General features: G+C 32.2%; 16 protein-coding genes and 1 tRNA gene. 11 read left to right on the top strand and 6 right to left on the bottom strand.

Features of this window, described 5'->3' with window-relative positions:
• Positions 1–75: 75 nt before the first annotated feature.
• From pgmB to O9267_RS11010, 3 genes are all read right to left on the bottom strand, one after another.
• The gene (gene pgmB, locus O9267_RS11020; RefSeq protein ID WP_298179358.1) at positions 76–729 is read right to left on the bottom strand and encodes a beta-phosphoglucomutase; all 654 of its coding nucleotides are present in this window, start codon (positions 727–729) and stop codon (positions 76–78) included.
• Positions 730–2,082 carry an MFS transporter gene (locus tag O9267_RS11015; protein ID WP_298179355.1) on the bottom strand — a complete coding sequence of 451 codons (1,353 nt, stop codon included), beginning with the start codon at positions 2,080–2,082 and terminating at the stop codon, positions 730–732.
• Positions 2,083–2,271: 189 nt separating this feature from the next.
• A complete protein-coding gene (locus tag O9267_RS11010; RefSeq protein ID WP_298179353.1) occupies positions 2,272–3,294 on the bottom strand; it encodes a LacI family DNA-binding transcriptional regulator in 1,023 nt (340 codons plus the stop codon).
• A 303-nt stretch (positions 3,295–3,597) separates the two neighbouring features.
• Here O9267_RS11010 and O9267_RS11005 point away from each other — a divergent pair, with 303 nt between their 5' ends.
• The 4 genes from O9267_RS11005 to O9267_RS10990 all read left to right on the top strand — a co-directional run bounded on the left by O9267_RS11005 (position 3,598) and on the right by O9267_RS10990 (position 12,402).
• On the top strand, positions 3,598–6,681 hold the full coding sequence (locus O9267_RS11005) for a SusC/RagA family TonB-linked outer membrane protein (RefSeq protein WP_298179350.1): 3,084 nt from the start codon (positions 3,598–3,600) through the stop codon (positions 6,679–6,681).
• Between the two features lie 17 nt (positions 6,682–6,698).
• Complete coding sequence (locus O9267_RS11000) at positions 6,699–8,285, top strand: RagB/SusD family nutrient uptake outer membrane protein (protein ID WP_298179347.1); 1,587 nt, start codon at positions 6,699–6,701, stop codon at positions 8,283–8,285.
• A gap of 19 nt (positions 8,286–8,304) precedes the next feature.
• Positions 8,305–9,453, top strand: coding sequence for a SusE domain-containing protein (locus O9267_RS10995; RefSeq protein ID WP_298179344.1), 1,149 nt, complete (start codon positions 8,305–8,307; stop codon positions 9,451–9,453).
• Positions 9,454–9,519: 66 nt separating this feature from the next.
• Positions 9,520–12,402: an alpha-amylase family glycosyl hydrolase gene (locus tag O9267_RS10990; RefSeq protein WP_298179341.1), complete on the top strand. Its 2,883-nt coding sequence runs from the start codon at positions 9,520–9,522 to the stop codon at positions 12,400–12,402.
• A 184-nt stretch (positions 12,403–12,586) separates the two neighbouring features.
• Here O9267_RS10990 and O9267_RS10985 read toward each other — a convergent pair.
• Positions 12,587–12,659 (bottom strand) — tRNA-Phe (locus tag O9267_RS10985).
• 97 nt (positions 12,660–12,756) lie between these two features.
• On the opposite strand from O9267_RS10985, the gene O9267_RS10980 reads away from it, so the two are divergent.
• From O9267_RS10980 to O9267_RS10960, 5 genes are all read left to right on the top strand, one after another.
• Complete coding sequence (locus O9267_RS10980; protein WP_298179338.1) at positions 12,757–13,491, top strand: type III pantothenate kinase; 735 nt, start codon at positions 12,757–12,759, stop codon at positions 13,489–13,491.
• Positions 13,484–14,728, top strand: coding sequence for a hypothetical protein (locus O9267_RS10975; RefSeq protein WP_298179337.1), 1,245 nt, complete (start codon positions 13,484–13,486; stop codon positions 14,726–14,728). Before O9267_RS10980 ends, O9267_RS10975 begins: the two co-directional genes overlap by 8 nt.
• Before the next feature lie 9 nt (positions 14,729–14,737).
• Entirely contained in the window at positions 14,738–15,289 is a 552-nt protein-coding gene (lptC, locus tag O9267_RS10970) for an LPS export ABC transporter periplasmic protein LptC (protein WP_298179334.1), read from the top strand.
• Between the two features lie 6 nt (positions 15,290–15,295).
• Entirely contained in the window at positions 15,296–15,487 is a 192-nt protein-coding gene (locus O9267_RS10965) for a hypothetical protein (protein WP_298179331.1), read from the top strand.
• 97 nt (positions 15,488–15,584) lie between these two features.
• On the top strand, positions 15,585–17,681 hold the full coding sequence (locus O9267_RS10960) for a peptidylprolyl isomerase (protein WP_298179329.1): 2,097 nt from the start codon (positions 15,585–15,587) through the stop codon (positions 17,679–17,681).
• Between the two features lie 57 nt (positions 17,682–17,738).
• On the opposite strand, the gene O9267_RS10955 is transcribed toward O9267_RS10960, so the two are convergent.
• Both O9267_RS10955 and O9267_RS10950 read right to left on the bottom strand, forming a co-directional pair.
• Entirely contained in the window at positions 17,739–18,653 is a 915-nt protein-coding gene (locus tag O9267_RS10955) for a GYDIA family GHMP kinase (protein WP_298179326.1), read from the bottom strand.
• A gap of 141 nt (positions 18,654–18,794) precedes the next feature.
• Complete coding sequence (locus O9267_RS10950; protein ID WP_298179323.1) at positions 18,795–20,111, bottom strand: hydroxymethylglutaryl-CoA reductase, degradative; 1,317 nt, start codon at positions 20,109–20,111, stop codon at positions 18,795–18,797.
• 419 nt (positions 20,112–20,530) lie between these two features.
• On the opposite strand from O9267_RS10950, the gene O9267_RS10945 reads away from it, so the two are divergent.
• Together O9267_RS10945 and O9267_RS10940 are read left to right on the top strand one after the other, a co-directional pair.
• A complete protein-coding gene (locus O9267_RS10945; RefSeq protein ID WP_298179320.1) occupies positions 20,531–20,872 on the top strand; it encodes a hypothetical protein in 342 nt (113 codons plus the stop codon).
• A 35-nt stretch (positions 20,873–20,907) separates the two neighbouring features.
• A partial coding sequence (locus O9267_RS10940; protein ID WP_298179317.1) for a choice-of-anchor L domain-containing protein occupies positions 20,908–22,707 on the top strand: 1,800 nt, incomplete at its 3' end.

Below are 22,707 nucleotides of genomic sequence, written 5' to 3'. Positions count from 1 at the left end.
TTTAGAAGTTTAAAAGTTGAATCTTAAACTTTCAAAATATCTATTCTCTTTTTTCTTTATTCTATTTTCTATTCTCTAATTTATTAACGATTCAATAAAAGAAACATCAATAAATGTAAAATCTTTAAATATATATTTTGCTTCGTGTAATGTTGTTGCTTCTCCAATTCCAATGCTGGTCATATTTGCAATATTAGCTGCTTGAACTCCTGCAACTGAATCTTCAAAAACAATTGAATTTTCGTTAGTTGCTCCTAATTTTTTTGCTGCTTGAAGAAATACTTCAGGATCAGGTTTTGCATTGGAAACATCATTTCCGTCAACTATGGCATCAAATAAATTTAGAATTCCTGTTTTTTCTAAAATAGGTCTAGCATTTTTACTTGCAGAACCTAATGCAATTAATTGATTGTTGTCTTTTAAATAGTGTAAAACAGGAAGTACACCAGGTAAAATTTCACTTTCATCAATATCTACCAAATAAGATAGATAATCTTCGTTTTTTTGAATAAGCCATTTGTTTTTATCTTCTTGAGAAGCTTGAATTCCTCCAAGCTCTAAAATAATATCAAGAGAACGAACGCGGCTAACTCCTTTTAATTCTTCGTTGTGTTCGGGTGTAAATTCGATTCCGAGTTCTTGAGCTAATTTTTGCCACGCCAAAAAATGATATTTTGCCGTGTCAACTATTACTCCGTCAAGGTCGAATATGAATGCTTTTTTTGACATTTATTTTGTGTCTACGTTATCTTTAACTTTAATTACTAAAATTGCTGCGATGATGAAACTGATTCCGCTCATTACTATTGCATAAATTGCATGATCACCGTAAACATATTTTACAAGTGGCCCGCCAATTAAGGCATTTACAATTTGAGGGATTACAATGAAAAAATTGAAAATTCCCATGTAAACTCCCATTTTTTTTGGTTGGATAGAACCTGCTAAAATTGCATATGGCATAGCTAAAATACTTGCCCATGCAAATCCCACAAGAATCATTGAGAAGATTAACGCTTCCTTGTTTGGCATGAAATACATTGAAATTAATCCGATTCCTCCTAAAATTAGTGATAAAGCATGCGTTTTTCTTCTTCCAATTTGTTTTGCAATATATGGCAATGCAAAAGCTACAAGAGCAGAAACTAAATTGTAAACACCAAATATGATTCCAACCCAATCCCCAGCCGATTGAAATTCAGCACTTTTTGTATCATCAATACCTAATCCATAAATATGTTGTGCAATTGCAGGCGTTGTAAAAACCCACATTCCAAATAATCCAAACCATGAGAAAAATTGCACCCAACTTAATTGACGCATTGTTTCTGGCATTTTGGCAAAATCCGTGAAAATATCACTTAATTTAGATTCTTTTTCAGACTCTTTCATTGAAGCCTGATGCGATTTTTCATCGCTAAATTGAGTTAATTCTTCTGGAGAATACTCTTTAGTTGTAAAAATTGTAATTAGAATTGAACCAACAAGAATTAGCGCACCAATAATAAAAGAATAAATTAGATTTTGTGGAATTGCAGAAGTTTCTGTTGCTAAATTACTAACTCCAAACCAATTGTTTAATACATATGGCAACCAAGATCCAATTACGGCACCAATACCAATTAATGCTGTTTGTACACTAAAACCTAATGTATGTTGATCAGCTCTAAGATTGTCACCAACTAAAGCTCTGAAAGGTTCCATGGCAACATTAAAAGATGCATCCATAATCATTAACATTCCGGCACCAACCCAAAGAGCAGGCATGAAGGCAATGAATATTTCAGCTTGTGGCATTAAGATTAATCCGATTGAAGCAAGTAAAGCTCCTGCTAGAAAATAGGGTTTTCTTCTTCCAAATCTTCCCCAAGTATTGTCACTATAATGACCAATTATTGGCTGAACAATTAATCCCATCAAGGGAGCAATTATCCAAAACCATGATAACTCATGAACATCTGCACCAAAAATTTGAAGAATTCTGCTAGCATTAGCATTTTGTAGGGCAAAACCCATTTGTATTCCTAGAAATCCGAAACTCATGTTCCAAATTTGCCAGAAACTTAACTTACGCTTTTCCATTATCGTAATTTATTGATTAATAAAACGATAAGCGCGATGCTTATCAAAACTTATTTTTGTTTTCGAAGTAAAATATAAGCTTGATAATTGGTGTAAATATAGAAAAATAATTCAGAATTCAGAATTCAGAATTCAGAATCTTGAAAAAATGTGTTACGAAAACGTTTTCTTGTTGATAAAAAACATTTTTTATATAGTTGATTCTCTTTCTACTAATTCAGTTTCGATAACTTCAGTTTTATACTGTTCTTCATATTCTTCCTCTTCGATATCGAGACGTTCAATTAGCATTTTGGCTGCTTTCTCTCCCATTTTCACACCGTTTTGGCTAACAGTTGTGATAGATGGAGATGAATATTTAGAAATAATTCCGTCAGTAAAACCTATAACCGATATGTCATTTGGAACATTTTTGCCAAGTCTTGCTGCAACTTTAATGGCAGTTACTGCAAAAATTTCATTTACTGCAAAAATGGCATCTAAATCATTGTTTTGGATAAGACTTTCAACGCTAGATTCAAAGTTATCGGTGTCTTCAATTTTAAGAATTAAATTTTCATCAACTTTTAAATCGTTTGATTTTAAAGCTTTTAAATAGCCTTCCGTTCTAAGTTTTCCAACGCTAACATAATCAACAGTTGAAATAAGACCTATTTTTTTAAATCCTTTATCAATTAAAAATTGAGTAGCATTGTAAGCTGCTAAACTGTCATCAATAATAACTTTATCGCACAAAATATCGTTAGTAATTCGATCAAACATTACAACAGGCATTCCTTGATTTATTACTTCCGAAATATGATGAAAATCTTTCTTCTGTTGCGTTTCTTTAGACAAAGACATGATAAAACCGTCGATACTTCCATTAGCCAACATTTCCATGTTAATTACTTCTTTATCAAATGATTCGTCTGACAAACAAACAATTACATTGTATCCGTTTTCATTTGCTACATGTTCAATTCCGCTAATAACGGTTGCGAAAAAGTGATGTATAATTTCTGGAATAATGATGCAAATTGTTTTAGATTTTCTATTCTTTAAACTTAACGCAATATTATTTGGTTTGTAGTTGTATAATTTAGCAAACGCTTGCACTTTTTGACGCGTATCTTCGCTAATTTCTAAACTATTTCTCAGTGATTTTGAAACAGTTGAAATAGAAACATCAAGTTCTCTTGCGATTTGTTTTAAAGTAACTTTTCTTCTCATTTGAAAAAGGATAAATTGTGAATTTTGAATAAAGATAGATTTAATTTTTTGGTATGGCAATTATACCACAAAAATAGTAAGAATTTGAGAAACTTTTCAACACGAAAACGTTTTCGGTGACACATTATCTAAATGTCATTTTTTTATACCAGTTTTTTACATAATTTTAACATTCGAAGTAAAGTATACGCTAATAAAAACAAATTAAAAACTTAAACAAAATGTATGAGGAATATCTTGAAAAATCAATTTTGAAAAAGGCTTTTTAAGATATTTTAGTACAAAAATCAAATTCAATTTAGTATGAAAACAATTTATAAAAAGTTGTTGCTATTGTTGGTAATTCTTCCCTTTAGTGTTTTGGCTCAGAGTGGCTTAAGTGGAATTGTGACCGATAAAACTACCAAACAACCATTGCCTGGTGTTAATGTAGTAATTCAGGGTTCAAGTATAGGAACCCAAACGGATTTTGACGGTAAATTTCAATTACCAAAATTAAATGTAGGTGATAAAGTTTTAGTATCATACATAGGATACAAAAATGAAGTTATCGTCTACAATTCTCAAAAAGAAGTTTCAATTGCTCTTGAAGAAGAGTCAAATCAATTACAAGAAGTTGTAGTTCAAGTGGGTTATGGTAGTGTTAAGAAAAAAGATGCTACTGGATCGGTTGCTTTGATTACTGCTAAGGATTTTAATAGAGGAGCAATTTTATCAACAGACCAATTATTAGCTGGGAAAGCTGCTGGTGTAAGAATTACAAATGATGGAGGTCAACCAGATTCAAATCCAAATATTCGTATAAGAGGTGGGGCTTCATTAAACGCTTCAAACTCTCCTTTAATAATTATTGACGGAGTGCCGATTGGAGATTTGAATCCAGCGGGTGTAAGTAATCCATTTACATTAATAAATCCAAATGACATTGAAAGTTTTTCAATTTTAAAGGATGCATCGGCAACTGCAATTTATGGTATTAGAGCTTCTAATGGTGTAATATTAATTACAACAAAAAAAGGGACAGTGGGAGCGCCACAATTTACTTTCTCGTCTTCATTATCTATTGGAAAAATGGCAAAAAAAGTTGATGTTATGAATGGTGAAGAGTTTACCAGATTTATTCAACAATATCATCCTAGCAAAACAAATTTTCTTGGAATTGACGATCCAAGCACAACAGATCAGGACAATCTCTTAACTCCAGAAATTGAAGGTAGGATATTAAGTGATACCGATTGGCAAGATGTGATAACAAGAACCTCTATTTCTTCTGATTATAATTTTAGTGCTAGAGCAAATCTTTACAAAAAAATTCCATTTAGAGCCTCAGTGGGGTATAATAAAACCCAAGGAATTGTAAAAACAAGTGATTATGAACGTTTTAGCTATTCTTTCAAAATGACCCCTAAATTCCTAAATGACAATTTAAAAGTTGATATTAATGCTAAAGGAACATATTCTGATAAAAACGCAATTGATGAAGGTGGTGCCATTGGAGGAGCTATAAGCATGGATCCAACAAAACCAGTATATGGGTCATCATTTAACAATAAGTTTGTTGGTTATTATCAAGAAACTTTTATTAACAGTAACAGAGATGGAAAATTAGGTTCTACAAACCCATTAGCTGTTTTAGAACAAAGAACAAGACCCGAAAGAGCTACACGTTTTTTAGGAAATATAGAATTTGATTATAAGTTGCCTTTCATCAAAGATTTAAGAGCTGTTGCAAATTTTGGATTAGATGCTTCTCAATCAAGAATGTCAGAGTATTATTCTGAAAATTCTTTAAACACATATACATTTAATCAAGGGACTGATCCTACTACAAATTATTTATTTAATCCAGGATTAGCATTTCTTGAAAACCAAACTAGTAATAATAAAACTATGGATGCTTATTTAGTTTATTCAAAATCATTAACAGGTTTTGTTACAAAATTTGATGCTCAAGCAGGTTATTCATATCAAGATTTCGTTACTGATGGAAACAAACAAGAAACTAGAACAGATACTCCAGATGGTATCAGAATACCAAATATTGACGAGAATGACCCGACAAGAAGATATTATCTGCCTTTAAACCTTCAAGCATTTTTTGGAAGAACTAATATAGACCTTTTAGGAAAGTATTTATTTACTGCAACTCTAAGAGCCGATGCAACTTCTTTATATGTTGATGAAAATAAGTGGGCTTATTTTCCAGCAATCGGGGCGGCTTGGAAAATTAAAGAAGAAAAATTTCTAAAGAATACTGATTTTATTCAAGATTTAAAACTTCGTTTAGGATGGGGTAAAACGGGGCAATCTAATATAACTGGTGCGGCAGGTTATTTTCCTTCTAGGTTATTATTCCAACCAGGGAATCAAAACAGTCAATATTTGCCAGGTGAAAACACATATACTGCAAAAGATTATAATGCTGATTTAAGTTGGGAAAAAACAACAACAATCAATGCTGGACTTGATTTTGAAATTTTTAAAAACAGTTTACTTAGTGGAAGCGTTGATGTCTATAGTAGAAAAACTACGGATCTAATTTCAGTAGTTCCCTTTGAAGCAGGAGGTACTGTTGCAACTGAGTTTGCTAAAAATATTGGTTCTTTAGATAGTAATGGTTTTGAATTGAATCTCAATACAAAAATAATTGACACTGATAATTTATCATTGAATTTTGGCGGAAATATATCTTATAATTATAATACAATTATTGAATTAGAAGGAAGAGATGTAACGCCTGATAAAGGAAGTGGGATTAGAGGTACTGGAGTAGTTTTAGCCTATAATAAAGTAGGTGAACAACCATATTCAGCCTTTGTTTTCGAACAAATTTATGATTCAAATGGACAACCAATCGTTGGGGCTTATAAGGATCTAAATGGAGACGGGGAAATAACAAATGACGATAGATATTATAAAGCATTGCGTCCAAATTGGACATATGGTTTTAACACAACGGTTAATTATGGGAAATGGGATTTAGCCGCCAATTTTAGAGGTCAAGTAGGTGGTCAAATTTATAATCTGAAAAAAGACAGTAATGGTTCTATTCAAAGTGGTTCTGCTACAGATGGTAATTCAATTTACAATGTTTTAAACTTCAATACTGGAGCAGCAAATCCTTCGTTTATAAATTACAATGGGAACGCTCAATTCTCTGATTATTTACTCGAAGATGCAACATTTTTAAGACTTGACAATGTAACTTTAGGTTATAAATTTAGTAAATTTGTGAAAAATTCTACTTTAAAAGTAAACACCTCAGTAAACAATGTGTTTGTATTGTCGAAATATTCAGGGCAAGATCCTGAAAATTTTAACGGGATTGATAGAACCTTTTATCCAAGACCAAGAATACTCACTTTAGGACTAACATTAGATTTTTAATAGTAAAAAAAATGAAAATGAAAAAATATAAAATTATTAGTTTATTTCTTTTATCTATTTCTATATTCACAAGTTGCATTGATGACTTAGAAACAGAACCAAAAGATGTTACCAAAACTATTGACCAATTGTTAGAGGAACAATCTACATTAGGAGGTTTAGTTTCAAAAGTGTATGGATCTTTTGCTTTGTCTGGACCTAGCGGTCCGGGTAGTACAGATACACCTGGTGATGATGCAGGAGAATCTCCTTTCTTAAGAGGGATTATCAATCTTCAAGATTTCACTGCGGATGATATGAAAAATCGTTGGGGAGACAATGGTTTAGATCAATTGACAACGACTTCTGATTGGGATGAGAACAATAAATTTTTCAGATATATGTATAATAGAATTTATTATACTGTACCTCAAGCTAATAATGTCATTAAACAAGTTAGTGTATTAGATTTTGCTACAAAAGATCAAGTTATTAGCGAGATGCGTTTTTTGCGTGCCCTTTCATATTATTATTTGATTGATTGCTTTGGAAAAGGACCAATTTTGACTGAAAATGACTTGCCAAATGTGTCGAAACCTGAATCAACAAGACAGCAGTTATTTAGTTTTATAGAGTCTGAATTAAAAGATATTGAAGAAAAGTTACCAGCTTACATTGGATATGGAAGAGCAAATAAATCTGTTGCTAGAATGTTATTGGCAAAACTTTATTTGAACGCAGAAGTATATACCGGATCTCCAAGATATGCGGATGCTTTAATCTATTCTAAAAAAATAATAGATGAAGGAGGATATTCATTAACTCCTAATTTTGTCAGTTTGTTTTCTGGAGATAATAACTTAACTAGTGCTAAAAATGAAATTATTTATGCTTTAATTGCAGATCCTTTAACTAGTCAAAGTTATGGAAACACTACTTATTTGGTTAACGGAAGTTTAAATGGCAGTAACATGCAATTAGGAGATTATGGCGCAACTGAAGGCTGGGGTGGACATAGAGCAACTAAAGCTTGGTATGGATTGTTTGGTAATAGTGCTCAAGATTTAGATGATTCTGATGATGATAGAGCTCATTTATTTTGGTCAAATCATTTAGACACTGATCCATTAAAACGTCATAACTTTGAAATGGAAGATTATAAAGAGTGGACAGATGGTTTTCCTAGTGTAAAGTTTAGAAATTCAAATTTCTCAAGTTCAACTGTAGCTACAAGTTTCTCTGGAACTGATTTCCCTCTTTTTAGGTTGGCTGATGTATACTTAATGTATGCAGAATGTGTGGTAAGAGGTGGCGGCGGCAGTATATCTCAAGCATTGCAGTATGTTAATGATGTTAGAAATAGATCAAATGCAACTACAATTAATGCAAGTCAGCTAACTCTTGATTTTATTTTAGATGAAAGAGCTAGAGAATTAAATTTCGAAGGGCACAGAAGATCTGACTTAATTCGTTTTGGAAAATTTACTGGTGGAACCTATTTATGGCCTTGGAAAGGAAATGTAAAAGATGGAACTGCAATTCCTGTACATTATAATTTATTTCCAATTCCACTTAAAGCTATTCAAGCTAATCCAAATTTAACTCAAAATATAGGTTATAATTAACAGATTAAATTAATTTTAAATGAAAAATATAATTAAAACAATGTTTTTTGCATTTCTTATTATTACTATAAGTTCATGCGAAAATGATAAAGAACCAATAGTTTCAGCTAATAGTTTTCAATTGAGAACATTAGAGTCAGTTAGTTCGTTTGTATTGTTGCCACAAGATAATGAAAATACAGTTTTAACTTTTGAATGGGATAAAGTTAATAATGGTGTGGCAACACAAGATTCAAATTATTTATTAGAAGTCGCCAAGTCAGGAACTAATTTTTCTGAATCACTTGTTGCAAATGATGATGAATTTATTTTAACTGATAGAGCTTATGTTTTAAAAGTTGCTGAATTAAATTCACTATTAGCAACAGCTGGTTTTCAATGTGGTGTTAGTACTCCAGTTGATGTTAGAATTAAATCTGTTCTTGGAAATAGAGTAGGTAATCCATTTATTCAATATTCCAATGTAATAACGATTAATGTAACTCCTTATTCTACTGAAACACCTGAACTTGCTTTTGTAACTAGTACTTCAGAAATTGCAGCTTCTTCTAAAATGGTTTCAAAAGGAATTTTAAATTCTGAGTTTGAAGGATACTTTTATCTTCAGTCAGGAAGTTATAAATTCTACCAACCAAGTGCTTGCGGCGATTTCGCTTCAGCTACTGCAATCGGTGGAACAGCAGGAACTTTAGATACTGATTCTGCTGCGCCAAGTATAACGATAGCTACTGCGGGATATTATTTAGTTAAAGCAAATATTGTTGCTAATACCTACTCAGTATCGCAGTACAATTATTTTGGTATTTATGGGAAAGCAAAAAGCACACTTTTTTCAGATAGAGCATTGCCTTTTGTTGACGATGATCATGATAATATTTGGACTATAACTGTAGACTTATACAAAGGGAGAAAATTCAAACTAAAATCTAATTATTGGACAGCACTATTAACAGGAACTCCTCCTTATATACCAAGCACAGCACCAATTATTTCTGCACTAGGAAAATCCTCTACATCTGGACAATTAGTTAGTGTAGATCCTGACTTGAATGTTACAGATGGTTTGATAACTGTTCCTGGAACAGACGATGGCACAAAAGTTACTTGTATTATAACAATTGATGTAAGAAACTCAAGAGACTACAAATACACATTAGTTACTCAATAAGTTTTATAACAACCAATAAATTAAGGGCTGTATATTGCAGCCCTTTTTTATCTTAACTTAACCAATATGAAAAAAATAATTTGTTACTTTTTATTTGCATTGTTCACAATGAGTACTTGGGCACAACAGCAATCTATAACCTATTCTATTTCTCCAAATACATTTGAAGAAACAACACCAATCACTATAACTATAAATGGAAGTAGTGTAAATGAAACTACTTGGGGTGTTATTGGAAATGCCCTTTATATGTGGGCATGGTCATTTGATATAAATGATGTCAACATCATAGACTGCCCAACTAACGGAACTTGGACAGTCTCCAATGAAGCTAACAAGTTTACATATGATGCAGGAACCGATACTTATACAAAGACTATCACACCAACAACATTTTATAACAGAACAAACATTGGTCGAATAGGCTTTTTAGTAAAAGCAAAAAACGGTACTGGCGATAAAAAATCGCAAGATATTTTAGCAGAAGTTGGTTTTTTTCAATCTACACTAACAACACCTGCTCTTAATAGCACCACAATAATTGCATCTGGCGGTAGTAGAACAGTTGCCGCATCTAATACTAACGGTAATGCAAATTACAATTTAAAAGCTAATGGCGTAAGTATTAATACTGCTTCTAATGTTACAAGCTATTCTTACACACATACCGATCTTACATCTAATCAAAATTATGAATTAGATATTACACAAGGAGCAATAACACAGACTAAGAAATTTTCGGTAATAGTAACGCCCCCAACAGTTTCGCAATCAATTCCTTCGGGGAAAATTGATGGAATTAATTATGATCCAAATGATCCAACAAAAGCCGTTTTAGTATTAGATGCCCCAGGAAAAGACTTTATTTATGTTGCAGGAAGTTTCAATAATTGGCAACCTGACAATTCATATGCAATGCGAAAAGATGTTTCATCATCAAAATTTTGGCTTGAACTTACAGGTTTAACGCCAGGAGTTGATTACACTTATCAATATTGGGTTGTAGACAATACGCCTGTGGCAAATTCTCCAGTATTGGTAAAAACGGCCGATCCATATTCAACGTTGGTTTTGTCTTCTTATGATGATCCTTGGATTAATTCTTTGGTATATCCAAATTTACCAGCATTTCCAACTGCATCCGGCCAAGAAAGAGAAGTTACCGTTTTGAAAACAGGACAAACTCCTTATGCATGGAGTACAGCAACTACAAATTTTGTTAAACCAGATAAAGACAAATTAGTTGTATATGAAGTTCTAGTAAGAGATTTTGATTCGAATAGAAGCTATCAAGATTTAATAAATAAAATTGACTATTTCAAAAACTTGAAAATAAACGCAATTCAATTAATGCCGGTAATGGAGTTTGAAGGAAATGAAAGTTGGGGTTACAACACCGCATTTCATTTAGCAAATGACAAGGCTTATGGTCCAGCAGAAAAGTTAAAAGAGTTTATAGATTTATGCCACCAAAATGGTATAGCAGTAATACTTGATGTTGCATTAAATCACGCATTCGGTAGAAATCCAATGAATAGAATGTGGATGAGTGATGCAGATGGTGATGGTTGGGGCGGACCTTCTTCAGATAGTCCATATTTCAATATGATTGCAACACATAGTTATAGTGTTGGAAGTGATTTTAACCACCAACAACAAAGGACAAAAAACTACGTTAAAAGAACGGTTAAACATTGGATTGAAGAATATAAAATTGATGGTTTCAGATGGGATTTAACAAAAGGATTTACACAAAATTGTCAAAGTGGTGATGCATGTACTAACGCTTATCAACAAGATAGAGTGGATGTTTTAAAAGAATATGCTGATTATTCTTGGAGTCTTGACCCAACGCATTATGTAATTTTTGAACATTTAGGAACAGATGCAGAAGAGCAACAATGGGCAAATCATAGAATAAACGAAACTCCAAGTAAGGGTGTAATGATGTGGGGAATTATGACTTCTCAATATAACCAATTATCAATGGGTTTCAATTCAAATAACGATATAACAAGAATGGGGAATGTCGCTAGAGGATTTTCTGCAAAAAGAGTTATTGGTTATCCAGAAAGCCATGATGAAGAAAGATTAATGTACAAAAATCTTCAATTTGGAAATAATACAAATGCTTCACATAATGTAAGAAACTTAAATACAGCCTTATCAAGAATGTCTGCAATTGGTGCAGTTTCTTTATTAGTTCCAGGCCCAAAAATGATTTGGCATTTTGGAGCATTAGGATGGGATTTATCAATTTTTACATGCAGTAATGGCACAGTAAATAGCCAATCTGATGCAACACCTGGAGATTGTAAATTAGACAATAAACCGCAACCACAATGGGCAAACAATTGGCTTGCAGATGTAAATAGATCAAAAATTTACAATGACTGGTCTAAAATGATAAATTTAAAAAAATCTGAACCAGTTTTTAGTGGTAATTATGCGATAAATTCTGGAACAACTTTAACGCCAAAATTATATATCTACGATGAAGCTATTCCTTCAACACAATTGAAAAATGTAGTTGTGTTATCTAATTTCAATGTTACAAGTCAAAATATAACTCCTAACTTTCCATACACTGGAATTTGGTATGATCTTATGGATGATTCGACATTGAATGTTACAGACACAGCAACTCCTATAACAATTGATGCAGGACAATTTAAAATATATGGAAATAAACCATCTACATTAGCAACTAATGCTTTTAACAGTAAAATTATAAGCTTGTATCCAAATCCAGCAAATGATGAGTTTACAATTAATAGTGATACTAATAAAGTTTATGTTTATTCTATAACAGGGCAACTAGTGAAAAGTTTTGATAAACAAGCAAGTACTTATCAATTCAATATTAGCGATTTAAATAAAGGTGTATATTTTGTCAAAGTTGTTGATTCAAATAATCGTGAAAATACGGTTAAATTAGTCAAACAATAATACGTTATATTACTTGAAAACAAAAAACCTTTCATTGATTTGAAAGGTTTTTTTATGCTTTTTATTTTTAAATTATTGTTTATCTTTTTTTATATATAATCGTTTATCGTACAGTTGGAGTTCAAAAAAAACAACAAAAAATCCGTAATTCCTTGTTTTACAAGTGTATTACGGATTGTTTTTGTGGTACCTCCAGGGATCGAACCAGGGACACATGGATTTTCAGTCCATTGCTCTACCATCTGAGCTAAGGTACCTTGCTAATGCGGGTGCAAATATAGAATCATTTTTTATTTAAACAAAACAATTATTAAAAAAATCTATCACTAACTTTGCAAAATCAAATCATCTTGAATGTTGTTAGCTATCGATATCGGAAATACTAGAATTAAATATGCTGTATTTGAGAACAATACAATTATTGATAATCATTTTTTTCTAAAAGAAGACTTTAAAAAAGAAATTGAAAAAATTTTAAATAAATATAAAAAAGTTTCCAATTTGATAGTTGCATCAGTCGGAAATATAGAAAAAGAAGCTTTTTTAGAATTTGAAAACAGATTGAAGCTTCATTTTATTACTCACAAAGATAAGTTTCCATTTGTCAATTTATATGAAACACCCAATACTTTAGGGATAGATAGAATAGTTCTTGCTTCGGGTGCAACAATTCTTTATCCTAACCAAAACAGACTTATTATTGATGCAGGAACATGTGTAACCTATGATTTTGTTGATTCTAATAACAATTATTTAGGAGGAGCAATTTCTCCAGGAATACGTTTAAGATACGAGGCTTTACATAATTATACTGCAAAATTGCCTTTATTGACCAAAAAAGAGCCAGAATCATTCATCGGAAATTCTACTTCTGAATCCATTCATTCAGGCGTTGTAGAAGGATTGACAAATGAAATAAATGGCTTTGTCGACCAATATTCTAATCAATTTACAAACTTTATAATAATTTTAACGGGTGGAGACACAGATTTTTTGGCTAAACGATTAAAAAATACCATATTTGCCAACGCAAACTTTTTACTCGAAAGTTTGAATACAATTTATCAATACAAAATCAAAAATGATTAAAAAATTCATACTGAGTATTAGTTTACTCTTTTCTTTAGCTTCGTTGGCACAAGAAGGTACTGCTTCACCTTATTCTTTTTACGGAATCGGTGAAGTAAGATTTAAAGGAACAATAGAAAATAGATTCATGGGTGGCTTATCTATATTGCCGGATAGTATCCACCTAAATATTCAAAATCCAGCCTCTTATTCAGATTTAAAACTAACTACTTTTAGTGTTGCAGGAAGTTTTAATGCTTCAAAGCTAAGAACTGCTACTGTTGATGATAAGGCACAAAGAACCACTTTGGATTATTTAGCAGTTGGTGTTCCAATTGGGAAAAAATTCGGAGCAAGTTTTGGTCTTATACCATATTCTTCTGTTGGATATAAAATAAAAAGTTCAAAAATTGTAGATAACATTTCTCAAGAAAGCAGCTATAATGGCTCAGGAGGACTTAATAAAGTATATGTTGCATTAGCATATAAAGTCAATAAGAATTTTAGTGTTGGAGCTGATTTGAATTATAATTTTGGTACAATTGAAGCACAAAGCTATACAAGTAAAAAGAATGTTGAACTTATTACGTCAGAAGCTAGAAACTCTGAAATGTCGGGTGTGAATTTTAATTTAGGTGCAATGTATCAAACTAAAATTTCTCCAAAACTAGAAGCCTATTCAAGTTTTGTTTTTTCTCCAAGTGCAAATTTAAAGACAACTAATTCTTTACTACTTTCAGCCTTATCAGCCTCTGGGTCTACTTATCAAGCTAATGATGTAATTGAAACAGAAACAACTATCAAAATGCCAACTAAAGTGTCTTTTGGAGTAGGAGTTGGACAAGCAAGAAAATGGATGTTTGGTGCCGAAATAACATCACAACAATCAAGTGATTTTACTAATAGATTTAGCGATTATACTAAAGGAACTTATGAGGATGTAACCAAATATAGCTTTGGCGGATATTATTTACCAAACTATAGCTCTTTTACAGATTATTATAAAAAAGTAACTTATCGTGCAGGACTTAGATTTGAAAATACTGGTTTAGTTATTTTTAATGAATCAATCAAAGAGCAGGCTGCTTCATTAGGATTCGGATTTCCTCTTGGCGGAACATTTTCAAACCTAAATATTGGTGTTGAATATGGGAAACGTGGAACTAGAAAAGCAAATCTTGTTCAGGAAAACTTCTTAAACGTAATGATAAGTTTGTCATTAAACGATCTTTGGTTTGTGAAAAGAAAGTATGATTAATCTTGGTTAATGAAAAATAATTTCAAAATATTTTTTTCAACTGCAATACTTTTAATGTTGTTAATTTCCTGTGAAGGAAACAGTATTAAAGATGTTCAAAAAATTAACCTTTCTGAGTTTCATCCAACCGGTGAAGCCGACGATTTTAATTTAAAATATACAGATTCTGGGCGAATAAAATCAATCTTGATAAGTCCCAAAATGTTAGATTATGGGAGTGTTGAATTTCCGTTTATCGAATTTCCAAAAGGCATTGATGTAACAATGTATGATGAAAAAGGAAAGAAGACTTTTGTAAAAGCAAAATATGCAATTTCATTCAAAGGAACAGATGTTATTGACTTGCAAGGAAAGGTAAAAATTTATAACGAAACAGGTCAAATGCTAGAAACAGAGCAATTGTATTTTGACCAAAAAAACGAATGGTTTCATACACAAAGAGTTTATAAATTATCAGCTCCAAATGGAAATTCTTTTGGAGAAGGAATCGATTTTAGTAAAGATTTTAAAATTGTAAACTCACAACGAATAAAAGGAGAAATACAAACGGAAGATAAATAATACACAATGAATTACTTAAAATATACTCAATACGCTTACTTACTTTTTGGAATTTATTTCATTTATGATGGAATAATGAAATATACTTCTGGTGAAAATGCAATCTTAAGTTTTGTAATAGCTGGATTGGCTATTTTCATGTTTTTCTTCAGAAGAAAATTTGCAAAAAAATTTGAAGATCGTAACAAAAATCAATAAAAAAATATTTTTCATATAAATTTCAGCTTTAGTACTATAATTATTAAATAGATAATTGTATTTTCGCAAACTGAAATAAAAAATTAACAATAATACAATGGCAGTTTTACAAAAAATTAGACAACGCTCACTTTTACTAATAGTAGTTATTGGTTTGAGTTTATTAGCATTTATCATTGGTGACATCGTTCAAAATAATAGTTTTTCTTCAAGTTCAAATGATGTTGGAAGCGTAAATGGAAAAGATATTACTTTCGAAGATTTTCGTGTAAAAGTTAGTAATCTTGAAAAAAGTGGTCAAGGAATGACTTCAACTCAAGCTGCAAATAGAGTTTGGGAACAAGAAGTTTCTGTCGCATTACTTTCTGAAGAATTTGAAAAATTAGGTTTGAGAGTTGGTGAAAAACACATCATGGAAGTTTTCAAAAACGATCAAAATATTGGTGGAAACCCAACTTTTCAAGGTAAAGATGGAAAATTTGATATTGCTAAATTCAAAGAATTTTTCAAATCAAATCCTGAGCAAGCCGCTATGTTGAAAGATCAAGAAAAATCTGCAACACTTAATGCAAAATACCAAATCTATAACACTTTACTAAAAGCGGGTATGTTTACAACAGAAGCTGAAGGTAAATTGAGATACAAAATGGAATCTGACAAAGTGACTTTTGATTATGTTGCCGTTCCATATACTTCTATCAAAGATGAAACAGTAAAAGTTACTGATGCAGAAATTGTAGAATTCATTAAAAAGAATGAGAAAAAATATAAAGGTGAAGCTGGTCGCGAATTAGATTATGTTCTTATAGAAGACAAAGCATCTCCAGAAGATGAAGCTGAAGTTAAAAACGAAATCAATAAATTACTTGTTGGTGGAGTTGTTTATAATAAAGAAACTGGAGCAAACGATACAATTGTTGGTTTTGCACAAGCAGCTAACACAGTTGAATTTGTAAATGCTAATTCTGAAAAGCCTTATGATTCTACTTATATAGCTAAAAAAGATTTACCAGCTCAATATGCTGAACAATTATATAATCTTCCTGCTGGACAAGTTTTCGGACCTTACATGAATGGTAAAGATTATTGCATCACTAAAGCAATGGGAAGAAAATCGGGTACTTCTGCTAAAGCTAGTCATATCTTAATTAGCTATGAAGGAACGCAAGTACCAAACAAAAAAGAAAAAAGAACTAAAGAACAAGCTAAAGCTAAAGCTGAAAGTTTGTTAGCACAAGTTCAAGCTAATCCTTCAAGTTTCTTAATGTTGGCTTTGACTAATTCTGATGATTCATCTGCTCAACAAGGTGGTGATTTAGGTTATTTTTCTCCAGGACAAATGGTAAAACCATTCAACGATTTCGTTTTTAATAATTCTGTTGGAAAAATTGGTTTGGTTGAAACAGATTTTGGTTTCCACATTATTAATGTTACCGATAAACAAGACGGTGTTCGTTTGGCAACAATTTCTCAAAAAATTGAACCATCTGAAGCTACTGCTGATAAAATTTACACACAAGCTGTTAAGTTTGAAATGGATGCTAACGAAAAAGATTTTGCTGCTGTTGCTAAAGCTGAAAAATTGACAATCAATCCATCTGTAAAAGTTAAAACAATGGACGAAAACTTTGGACCAATGCAAAACCAAAGACAAATTGTTCGTTGGGCATTTGACAAAGAAACTAAAATTGGTGATGTAAAAAGATTCGAAATTGCTAACGTTGGTAATGTAATTGCTAAAGTTAAGAAAGCTTCAGAAGAAGGATTAATGTCGGCTGAAGATGCAAGACCAATGGTAGAAACTATCATTAAAAACAAAAAGAAAGCTGAAAAAATAAAAGCTAAAATGGCTGGAACTTCTTTAGCGACTATCGCTTCTAAAAATGCTGTAACGGTTCAAAATGCAGTTGATTTAGTTTTGCAAAATCCATCAATTCCTAATGCTGGTTATGAGCCTAAAGTGGTTGGTACTGCTTTTGGAACTGCGGCTAACAAAGTTTCTGCACCAATTGAAGGAAATACAGGAGTTTATGTAATCCAAACAAAAGTGGTTACTAAAGCACCAGTTTTAAAATCTTACGCTGATTATACTAAGAAAGTAGCACAACAAGCTGCTGGAAACGCTGGAAGAGTTATTCAAGCGCTTAAATCGGATGCTGAAATTGAAGATAATAGAGCTGACTTTAATTACTAAGAAGTTAAATAGAATGTAAAATATCCCTAGCAGAAATGGTAGGGATTTTTTTTTGTTTTATAAAATCATTTCTTGATATGGAATGACCACTTTATATCCTTTTTCTTTGAAATAATTAGTTGGGTTTTCTTTGGAAATGGCTAAAACAAAATCGCCGCCCCAAGCACCAAGACTTTTAATTACGCCACGAAAATCATCAAACAACGCTTCTTGAACAGTTTGTAATTCTAAAATATTGCTCATTTCTATTTCGTGTTGTTGTAATGCTAGTGCAAATTCTTTTGGTTCGGTTGCTTGCAGAACTTTGTTCGTTATAGAATCGATTTTTTTTACGGTTTTGCTAATATTGCCTTGCTTGTCAAGATAAGAAGCGATTGCGGATTTGCTACTTTGTTTTTTGTTTAGATAAACAAAATAAATCTTATCAGAAAAACTTGGTTCGAAACTGATTTTTTCTACAACTGGTTTTTCGTTTTGTAATTGGTAAAGAATAGCAGAGTCGTTTTGTGCACAAGCCAAGTCGTAACCGCTGCCACCAAAACTTTTTTTCAATAATTCGTAGGCGTCAATTTCTAACCATTGTGCAATATTATTGATTAGAGTAGAAGAAGTGCCTAATCCCCAAAATTTTGGAAATGTCAATTCGGTTGTGATTTTGTAACCTTTTGATTGAGAAATAAAATCGGAATTTAGTTGATAAGCTTCATGTAAAATCTCTATCAAAGTATTTTTTATAGAATGTTCTTCGTTGTAGTTTTTCTTTTGAATAATAGCTGAAAACGGAATAGTGTCTTCAAACCAGATGCTTTTATCTTGATCGTGGCTTTTCCAATAAATTTCGTTATTGTCTGACGGTTCAATGATTAGACTTTGTCCGAACTTGGTTGGCAAGGCTAATGCTTTTGCACCGTCAAGAACTACATATTCTCCTGTTATTAATAATTTTCCGTTGCTATAAAATTCTTTCTTCATAAACTTGATTTTGTGCTATGGTTGACTCAATAGCCCCGATTGCAGTGGAAATCCTTTTCTTTTTTTGGATAAAAAAGAAAAGATTGGAACGGAAAGCGGGAATAGGGATTATCGAAATACCCGAACCTTTCGCTTCAACTTTTATTTCCTTAAATTTTCAATCAACTCAACTACCGAAGCGTGCGAAACCGTATTGTTTTCAAAATGTTTGGCGATTGCTACTCGCTCGTCTTTGGTGGCTTGAAATTGGTTTAGTATATTATTAAGGTGCATTTTCATGTGGCCTTCCTGAATTCCTGTAGTTGTAAGCGAACGTAAAGCGGCAAAGTTTTGGGCTAAACCAGTAACCGCCACAATTTGCATTAATTCATGAGAAGATGGTTTTTTTAGAATTTGCAATGCCATTTTCACCAATGGATGCAATGACGTTAAGCCGCCAACGGTTCCTAATGCTAATGGAATTTCCATCCAAAAAGTAAATATGCCGTTTTCTATTTTGGCATGCGATAAACTTGAATATTTTCCATTTCGTGAGGCATAAGCGTGAACGCCAGCTTCAACAGCGCGAAAGTCGTTTCCGGTGGCAAGAACAACTGAGTCAACACCATTCATGATGCCTTTATTATGTGTAACAGCTCTGAAAGGTTCGATTTCGGCAATATTAACAGCTTGAACAAATTTTTCGGCAAATTCTTGAGGGTTTTCGATTTTCTTTTCGGCAAGTTCTTCAATTTTGCATGAAACTTCTGCGCGAACAATGCAGTTTGGAACATAATTAGATAGAATGCTCATGACAACCTGAATGTTTTTTTCGTCATCGGAAAAATCAGGATAATTTTGGGCTTCTTCTTTTAAGGTTTTGGCAAATTGTTCTAAACACGAATTGATGAAATTGGCGCCCATTGAATCCTTGGTTTCAAAAGTTGCGTGAAGTTGAAAATAATTTTCTAGTTCGTTGGTTTTGTTTCTTAATTCGATATTTAGAATTCCACCACCACGTTTTTGCATATTTTTAGTAATGCTTTCGGTAGCAGAGAAAAAAGTTGCTTTGGTTTTGTTAAAAAAGTTTTCAAGTTTGGCAACATCACCTTTATATATAAAGTGAACTTGTCCTATTTTTTCAGAATTGATAACTTTTGCTTTGAAGCCACCTCGAGTTGACCAGTATTTTGCAGATTTTGCGGCCGCGGCTACAACCGAACTTTCTTCGATTACCATTGGGACTGAATAATAGTTATCGTTGATAAGAAAGTTGGGAGCAATTCCCATTGGTAAATAGAAATTGGTTATGGTGTTTTCTATAAACTCATCGTGAAGTTGTTGAAGATTTGTATTACTATTCCAATATTGTTTTATGGTTTCAACAGCTTCATTTGGATTTGCGAAATATTGATTGGCAATCCAATTTATTTTGTCTTCTTTGGATAATTTAGAGAATCCTGAAATGGAGTTATTCATTGTAATCAAAAACTTTAAGTACAAATATATCGTATAGTATTTATATAGTTCAATAATTTTATTTTTTTTTAATTAAATTTGCTGCAAATTAGCAATGTTGCTAGCAATGAACACTAACTAATTGTAAATTACTGACTTAGTAAAGTTGTCTGTATTTAGGAATTTAACACATTAAAATTTATTTATAATGTTGATTTACAGCGATTTAAAATTTAAGCAAAACATTGATTTTCGTTTAAATAAAAACAATTTTTAATTATTAACATTTTAAGCAATCTTGTTAACAATTTTGTTAACAAAATAAATTTTAATAAAATTTGCAAAGGAAATGATTACTTAATTTAGCTGGTAAAAATATGTTCTATTTTAGGTGAAGTGTTGAAAACAATAAGATGTTTCGAAAATTTAAAAGTTATATTATGAAAAGAATAGTTTTAATGATGTTTTTAAATTTATTTTTTACAACTAATCTGGTTGCTCAAGAAAATAAAACAGGCAAAAATCAATCAGAGTCTAAATCTGAAGAGCTAATAACTAAAATTGACAAACTTGTTTCTTTATCTAAAGAACAGTACACTATTCTAAAAAAACATTTTCAAAACAAAATAGAGTTTTTTGCTGATACCGAATTGTCTGATGCAAGAAAGGAAATTGTGCTTTTGGCTTATAAACGAGAATTTGAAAATTGTTTAACAGCTAGACAAATTCAGCTATTGAATGAGAATAAAAAAATGAGTGATACTATTTTTAGTAGTTATTAATAATTTTTTTTCTATAAAATTAAAAAAACATTACCATGATATATAGATTAATCACTAGAAAAATTAAAGTAATTTTTGTATTTACTCTAGTATTAGCTTGCCAATTAGTTTTTTCTCAAGCTACATTTACCGCAAATCCTACTGATGCCCAAATAAATACGGCTTTAAATGGTACTGGTTTGACAATTTCTGGCGGTAATCTAGTCAATGGAAGTAGGCCTAATCAAATTGCTACTTTTGCAAATGGTATGCCAGGTGCGTCATTGGGTATTGATAATGGAGTATTCTTTTCTACAGGTAATGTAACACAAAATTTATCCAACAGAAATTCAGTAAGAAATAGGAGTGATAATCCCATGGGAGGAACTACTTATTCGGATGTAAATTTATCAGCGATTGATCCAACTGCAATAAGAGATAATGTAGTTTATAGTTTTACAGTTACATTAGGTCCTTCTACTACCTCTATAAGACTTTCTTATCAATTTGGTTCAGAAGAATATCCAGATTATGTAGGTTCTGCATTTGATGATAATTTTGGTTTTTTTGTTACGGGACCTGGTATTGCAGGAACGGTTAACATGGCAAGGCTACCAAATAATAATGTTACTTCAATTAATAAAGTAAATGCTGGTGTTCAGGGTTTTTCAGGGACTAATAATGCTGCTTTAGACTTAACCCAATCAGCTTTTTATATAAATAATGGACATACAACTACAATTGCCGCAAATGGGCGTTATGTCCAAAACCCTGCTACACAACCTGGACCATTTCCAGTTTTTGTAGAATTTAATGGAATAACAACAGTTATTAATAGAAATTTAACTGGTTTAACTCCCGGAGGAACATATACTTTTAAAATAGCTATTGCTGACGCGGGTGGAGATGCTTCTTATGATTCTGGAGTTTTCATAACGCAATTATTTGGTGTTAATGCAGCAGATGTTTCTGTTACTAAAACGATAAGTAATCCTACTCCAGTTATTGGAAGTAATGTAGTGTTTACAGTAACTGCAGCTAATGCAGGGCCTGACAATACAGTTAATGCTATTGTTAATGATATTTTGCCTTCTGGTTATACTTTTGTAAGTGCCAATCCTTCAGTTGGGACTTATAATAATACTACTGGAGTGTGGAATATTGGCAGTCTAAATATAGGAGATACTCCAACTTTGCAAATTACGGCGACGGTTAATGCAACAGGGGCAAATACTAATACAGCCACAATTTCAGCTTTTGACCCTGACCCCAATTTAGCAAATAATACATCTTCAATATCACCTACTTGTATTAGTCCAACAGCACCTACAGTAGCCAGTACCACACAACCAACATGCGCAGTACCAACAGGAACAATAGTCTTTACCGCACAAGCAGGCGTAGAGTACAGTATCAATAATGGAACGACTTACCAAGCAGGAGCCACCTTTGCAGGACTAGCACCAGGGACTTACACTTTGAGGGTAAGAAGTATAGCCAATAACACTTGTTCAACACCAGCAGCATCGACAGTAACTATTAACGCTGTACCAACAGCACCAACAGCGCCGACAGTAGCAAGTACAACTCAACCAACATGCGCTGTACCGACAGGAACTATAGTATTTACTACTCAAGCAGGAGTTACTTACAGTATCAATAACGGAACAACCTACCAAGCTAGTGCAACTTTTGCAGGACTAGCACCAGGAACCTATACATTAAGAGTAAGAAGCACTACAGATACTACTTGTTCAACACCAGCAGCATCGACAGTAACTATCAACGCTGTACCAACAGCGCCAACAGCGCCGACAGTAGCAAGTACAACTCAACCAACATGCGCTGTTCCGACA

Source organism: Flavobacterium sp., from assembly GCF_027531705.1.
Lineage (GTDB): Bacteria > Bacteroidota > Bacteroidia > Flavobacteriales > Flavobacteriaceae > Flavobacterium.
This window is presented reverse-complemented; position numbering and strand designations above follow the sequence as displayed.

What these genes read in the sequence shown, in the direction of transcription:
- pgmB (WP_298179358.1), bottom strand. Translation starts at nt 729, where the DNA reads ATGTCAAAAAAAGCATTCATATTCGACCTTGACGGAGTAATAGTTGAC.
- O9267_RS11015 (WP_298179355.1), bottom strand. Translation starts at nt 2,082, where the DNA reads ATGGAAAAGCGTAAGTTAAGTTTCTGGCAAATTTGGAACATGAGTTTC.
- O9267_RS11010 (WP_298179353.1), bottom strand. Translation starts at nt 3,294, where the DNA reads ATGAGAAGAAAAGTTACTTTAAAACAAATCGCAAGAGAACTTGATGTT.
- O9267_RS11005 (WP_298179350.1), top strand. Translation starts at nt 3,598, where the DNA reads ATGAAAACAATTTATAAAAAGTTGTTGCTATTGTTGGTAATTCTTCCC.
- O9267_RS11000 (WP_298179347.1), top strand. Translation starts at nt 6,699, where the DNA reads ATGAAAAAATATAAAATTATTAGTTTATTTCTTTTATCTATTTCTATA.
- O9267_RS10995 (WP_298179344.1), top strand. Translation starts at nt 8,305, where the DNA reads ATGAAAAATATAATTAAAACAATGTTTTTTGCATTTCTTATTATTACT.
- O9267_RS10990 (WP_298179341.1), top strand. Translation starts at nt 9,520, where the DNA reads ATGAAAAAAATAATTTGTTACTTTTTATTTGCATTGTTCACAATGAGT.
- O9267_RS10980 (WP_298179338.1), top strand. Translation starts at nt 12,757, where the DNA reads ATGTTGTTAGCTATCGATATCGGAAATACTAGAATTAAATATGCTGTA.
- O9267_RS10975 (WP_298179337.1), top strand. Translation starts at nt 13,484, where the DNA reads ATGATTAAAAAATTCATACTGAGTATTAGTTTACTCTTTTCTTTAGCT.
- lptC (WP_298179334.1), top strand. Translation starts at nt 14,738, where the DNA reads ATGAAAAATAATTTCAAAATATTTTTTTCAACTGCAATACTTTTAATG.
- O9267_RS10965 (WP_298179331.1), top strand. Translation starts at nt 15,296, where the DNA reads ATGAATTACTTAAAATATACTCAATACGCTTACTTACTTTTTGGAATT.
- O9267_RS10960 (WP_298179329.1), top strand. Translation starts at nt 15,585, where the DNA reads ATGGCAGTTTTACAAAAAATTAGACAACGCTCACTTTTACTAATAGTA.
- O9267_RS10955 (WP_298179326.1), bottom strand. Translation starts at nt 18,653, where the DNA reads ATGAAGAAAGAATTTTATAGCAACGGAAAATTATTAATAACAGGAGAA.
- O9267_RS10950 (WP_298179323.1), bottom strand. Translation starts at nt 20,111, where the DNA reads ATGAATAACTCCATTTCAGGATTCTCTAAATTATCCAAAGAAGACAAA.
- O9267_RS10945 (WP_298179320.1), top strand. Translation starts at nt 20,531, where the DNA reads ATGAAAAGAATAGTTTTAATGATGTTTTTAAATTTATTTTTTACAACT.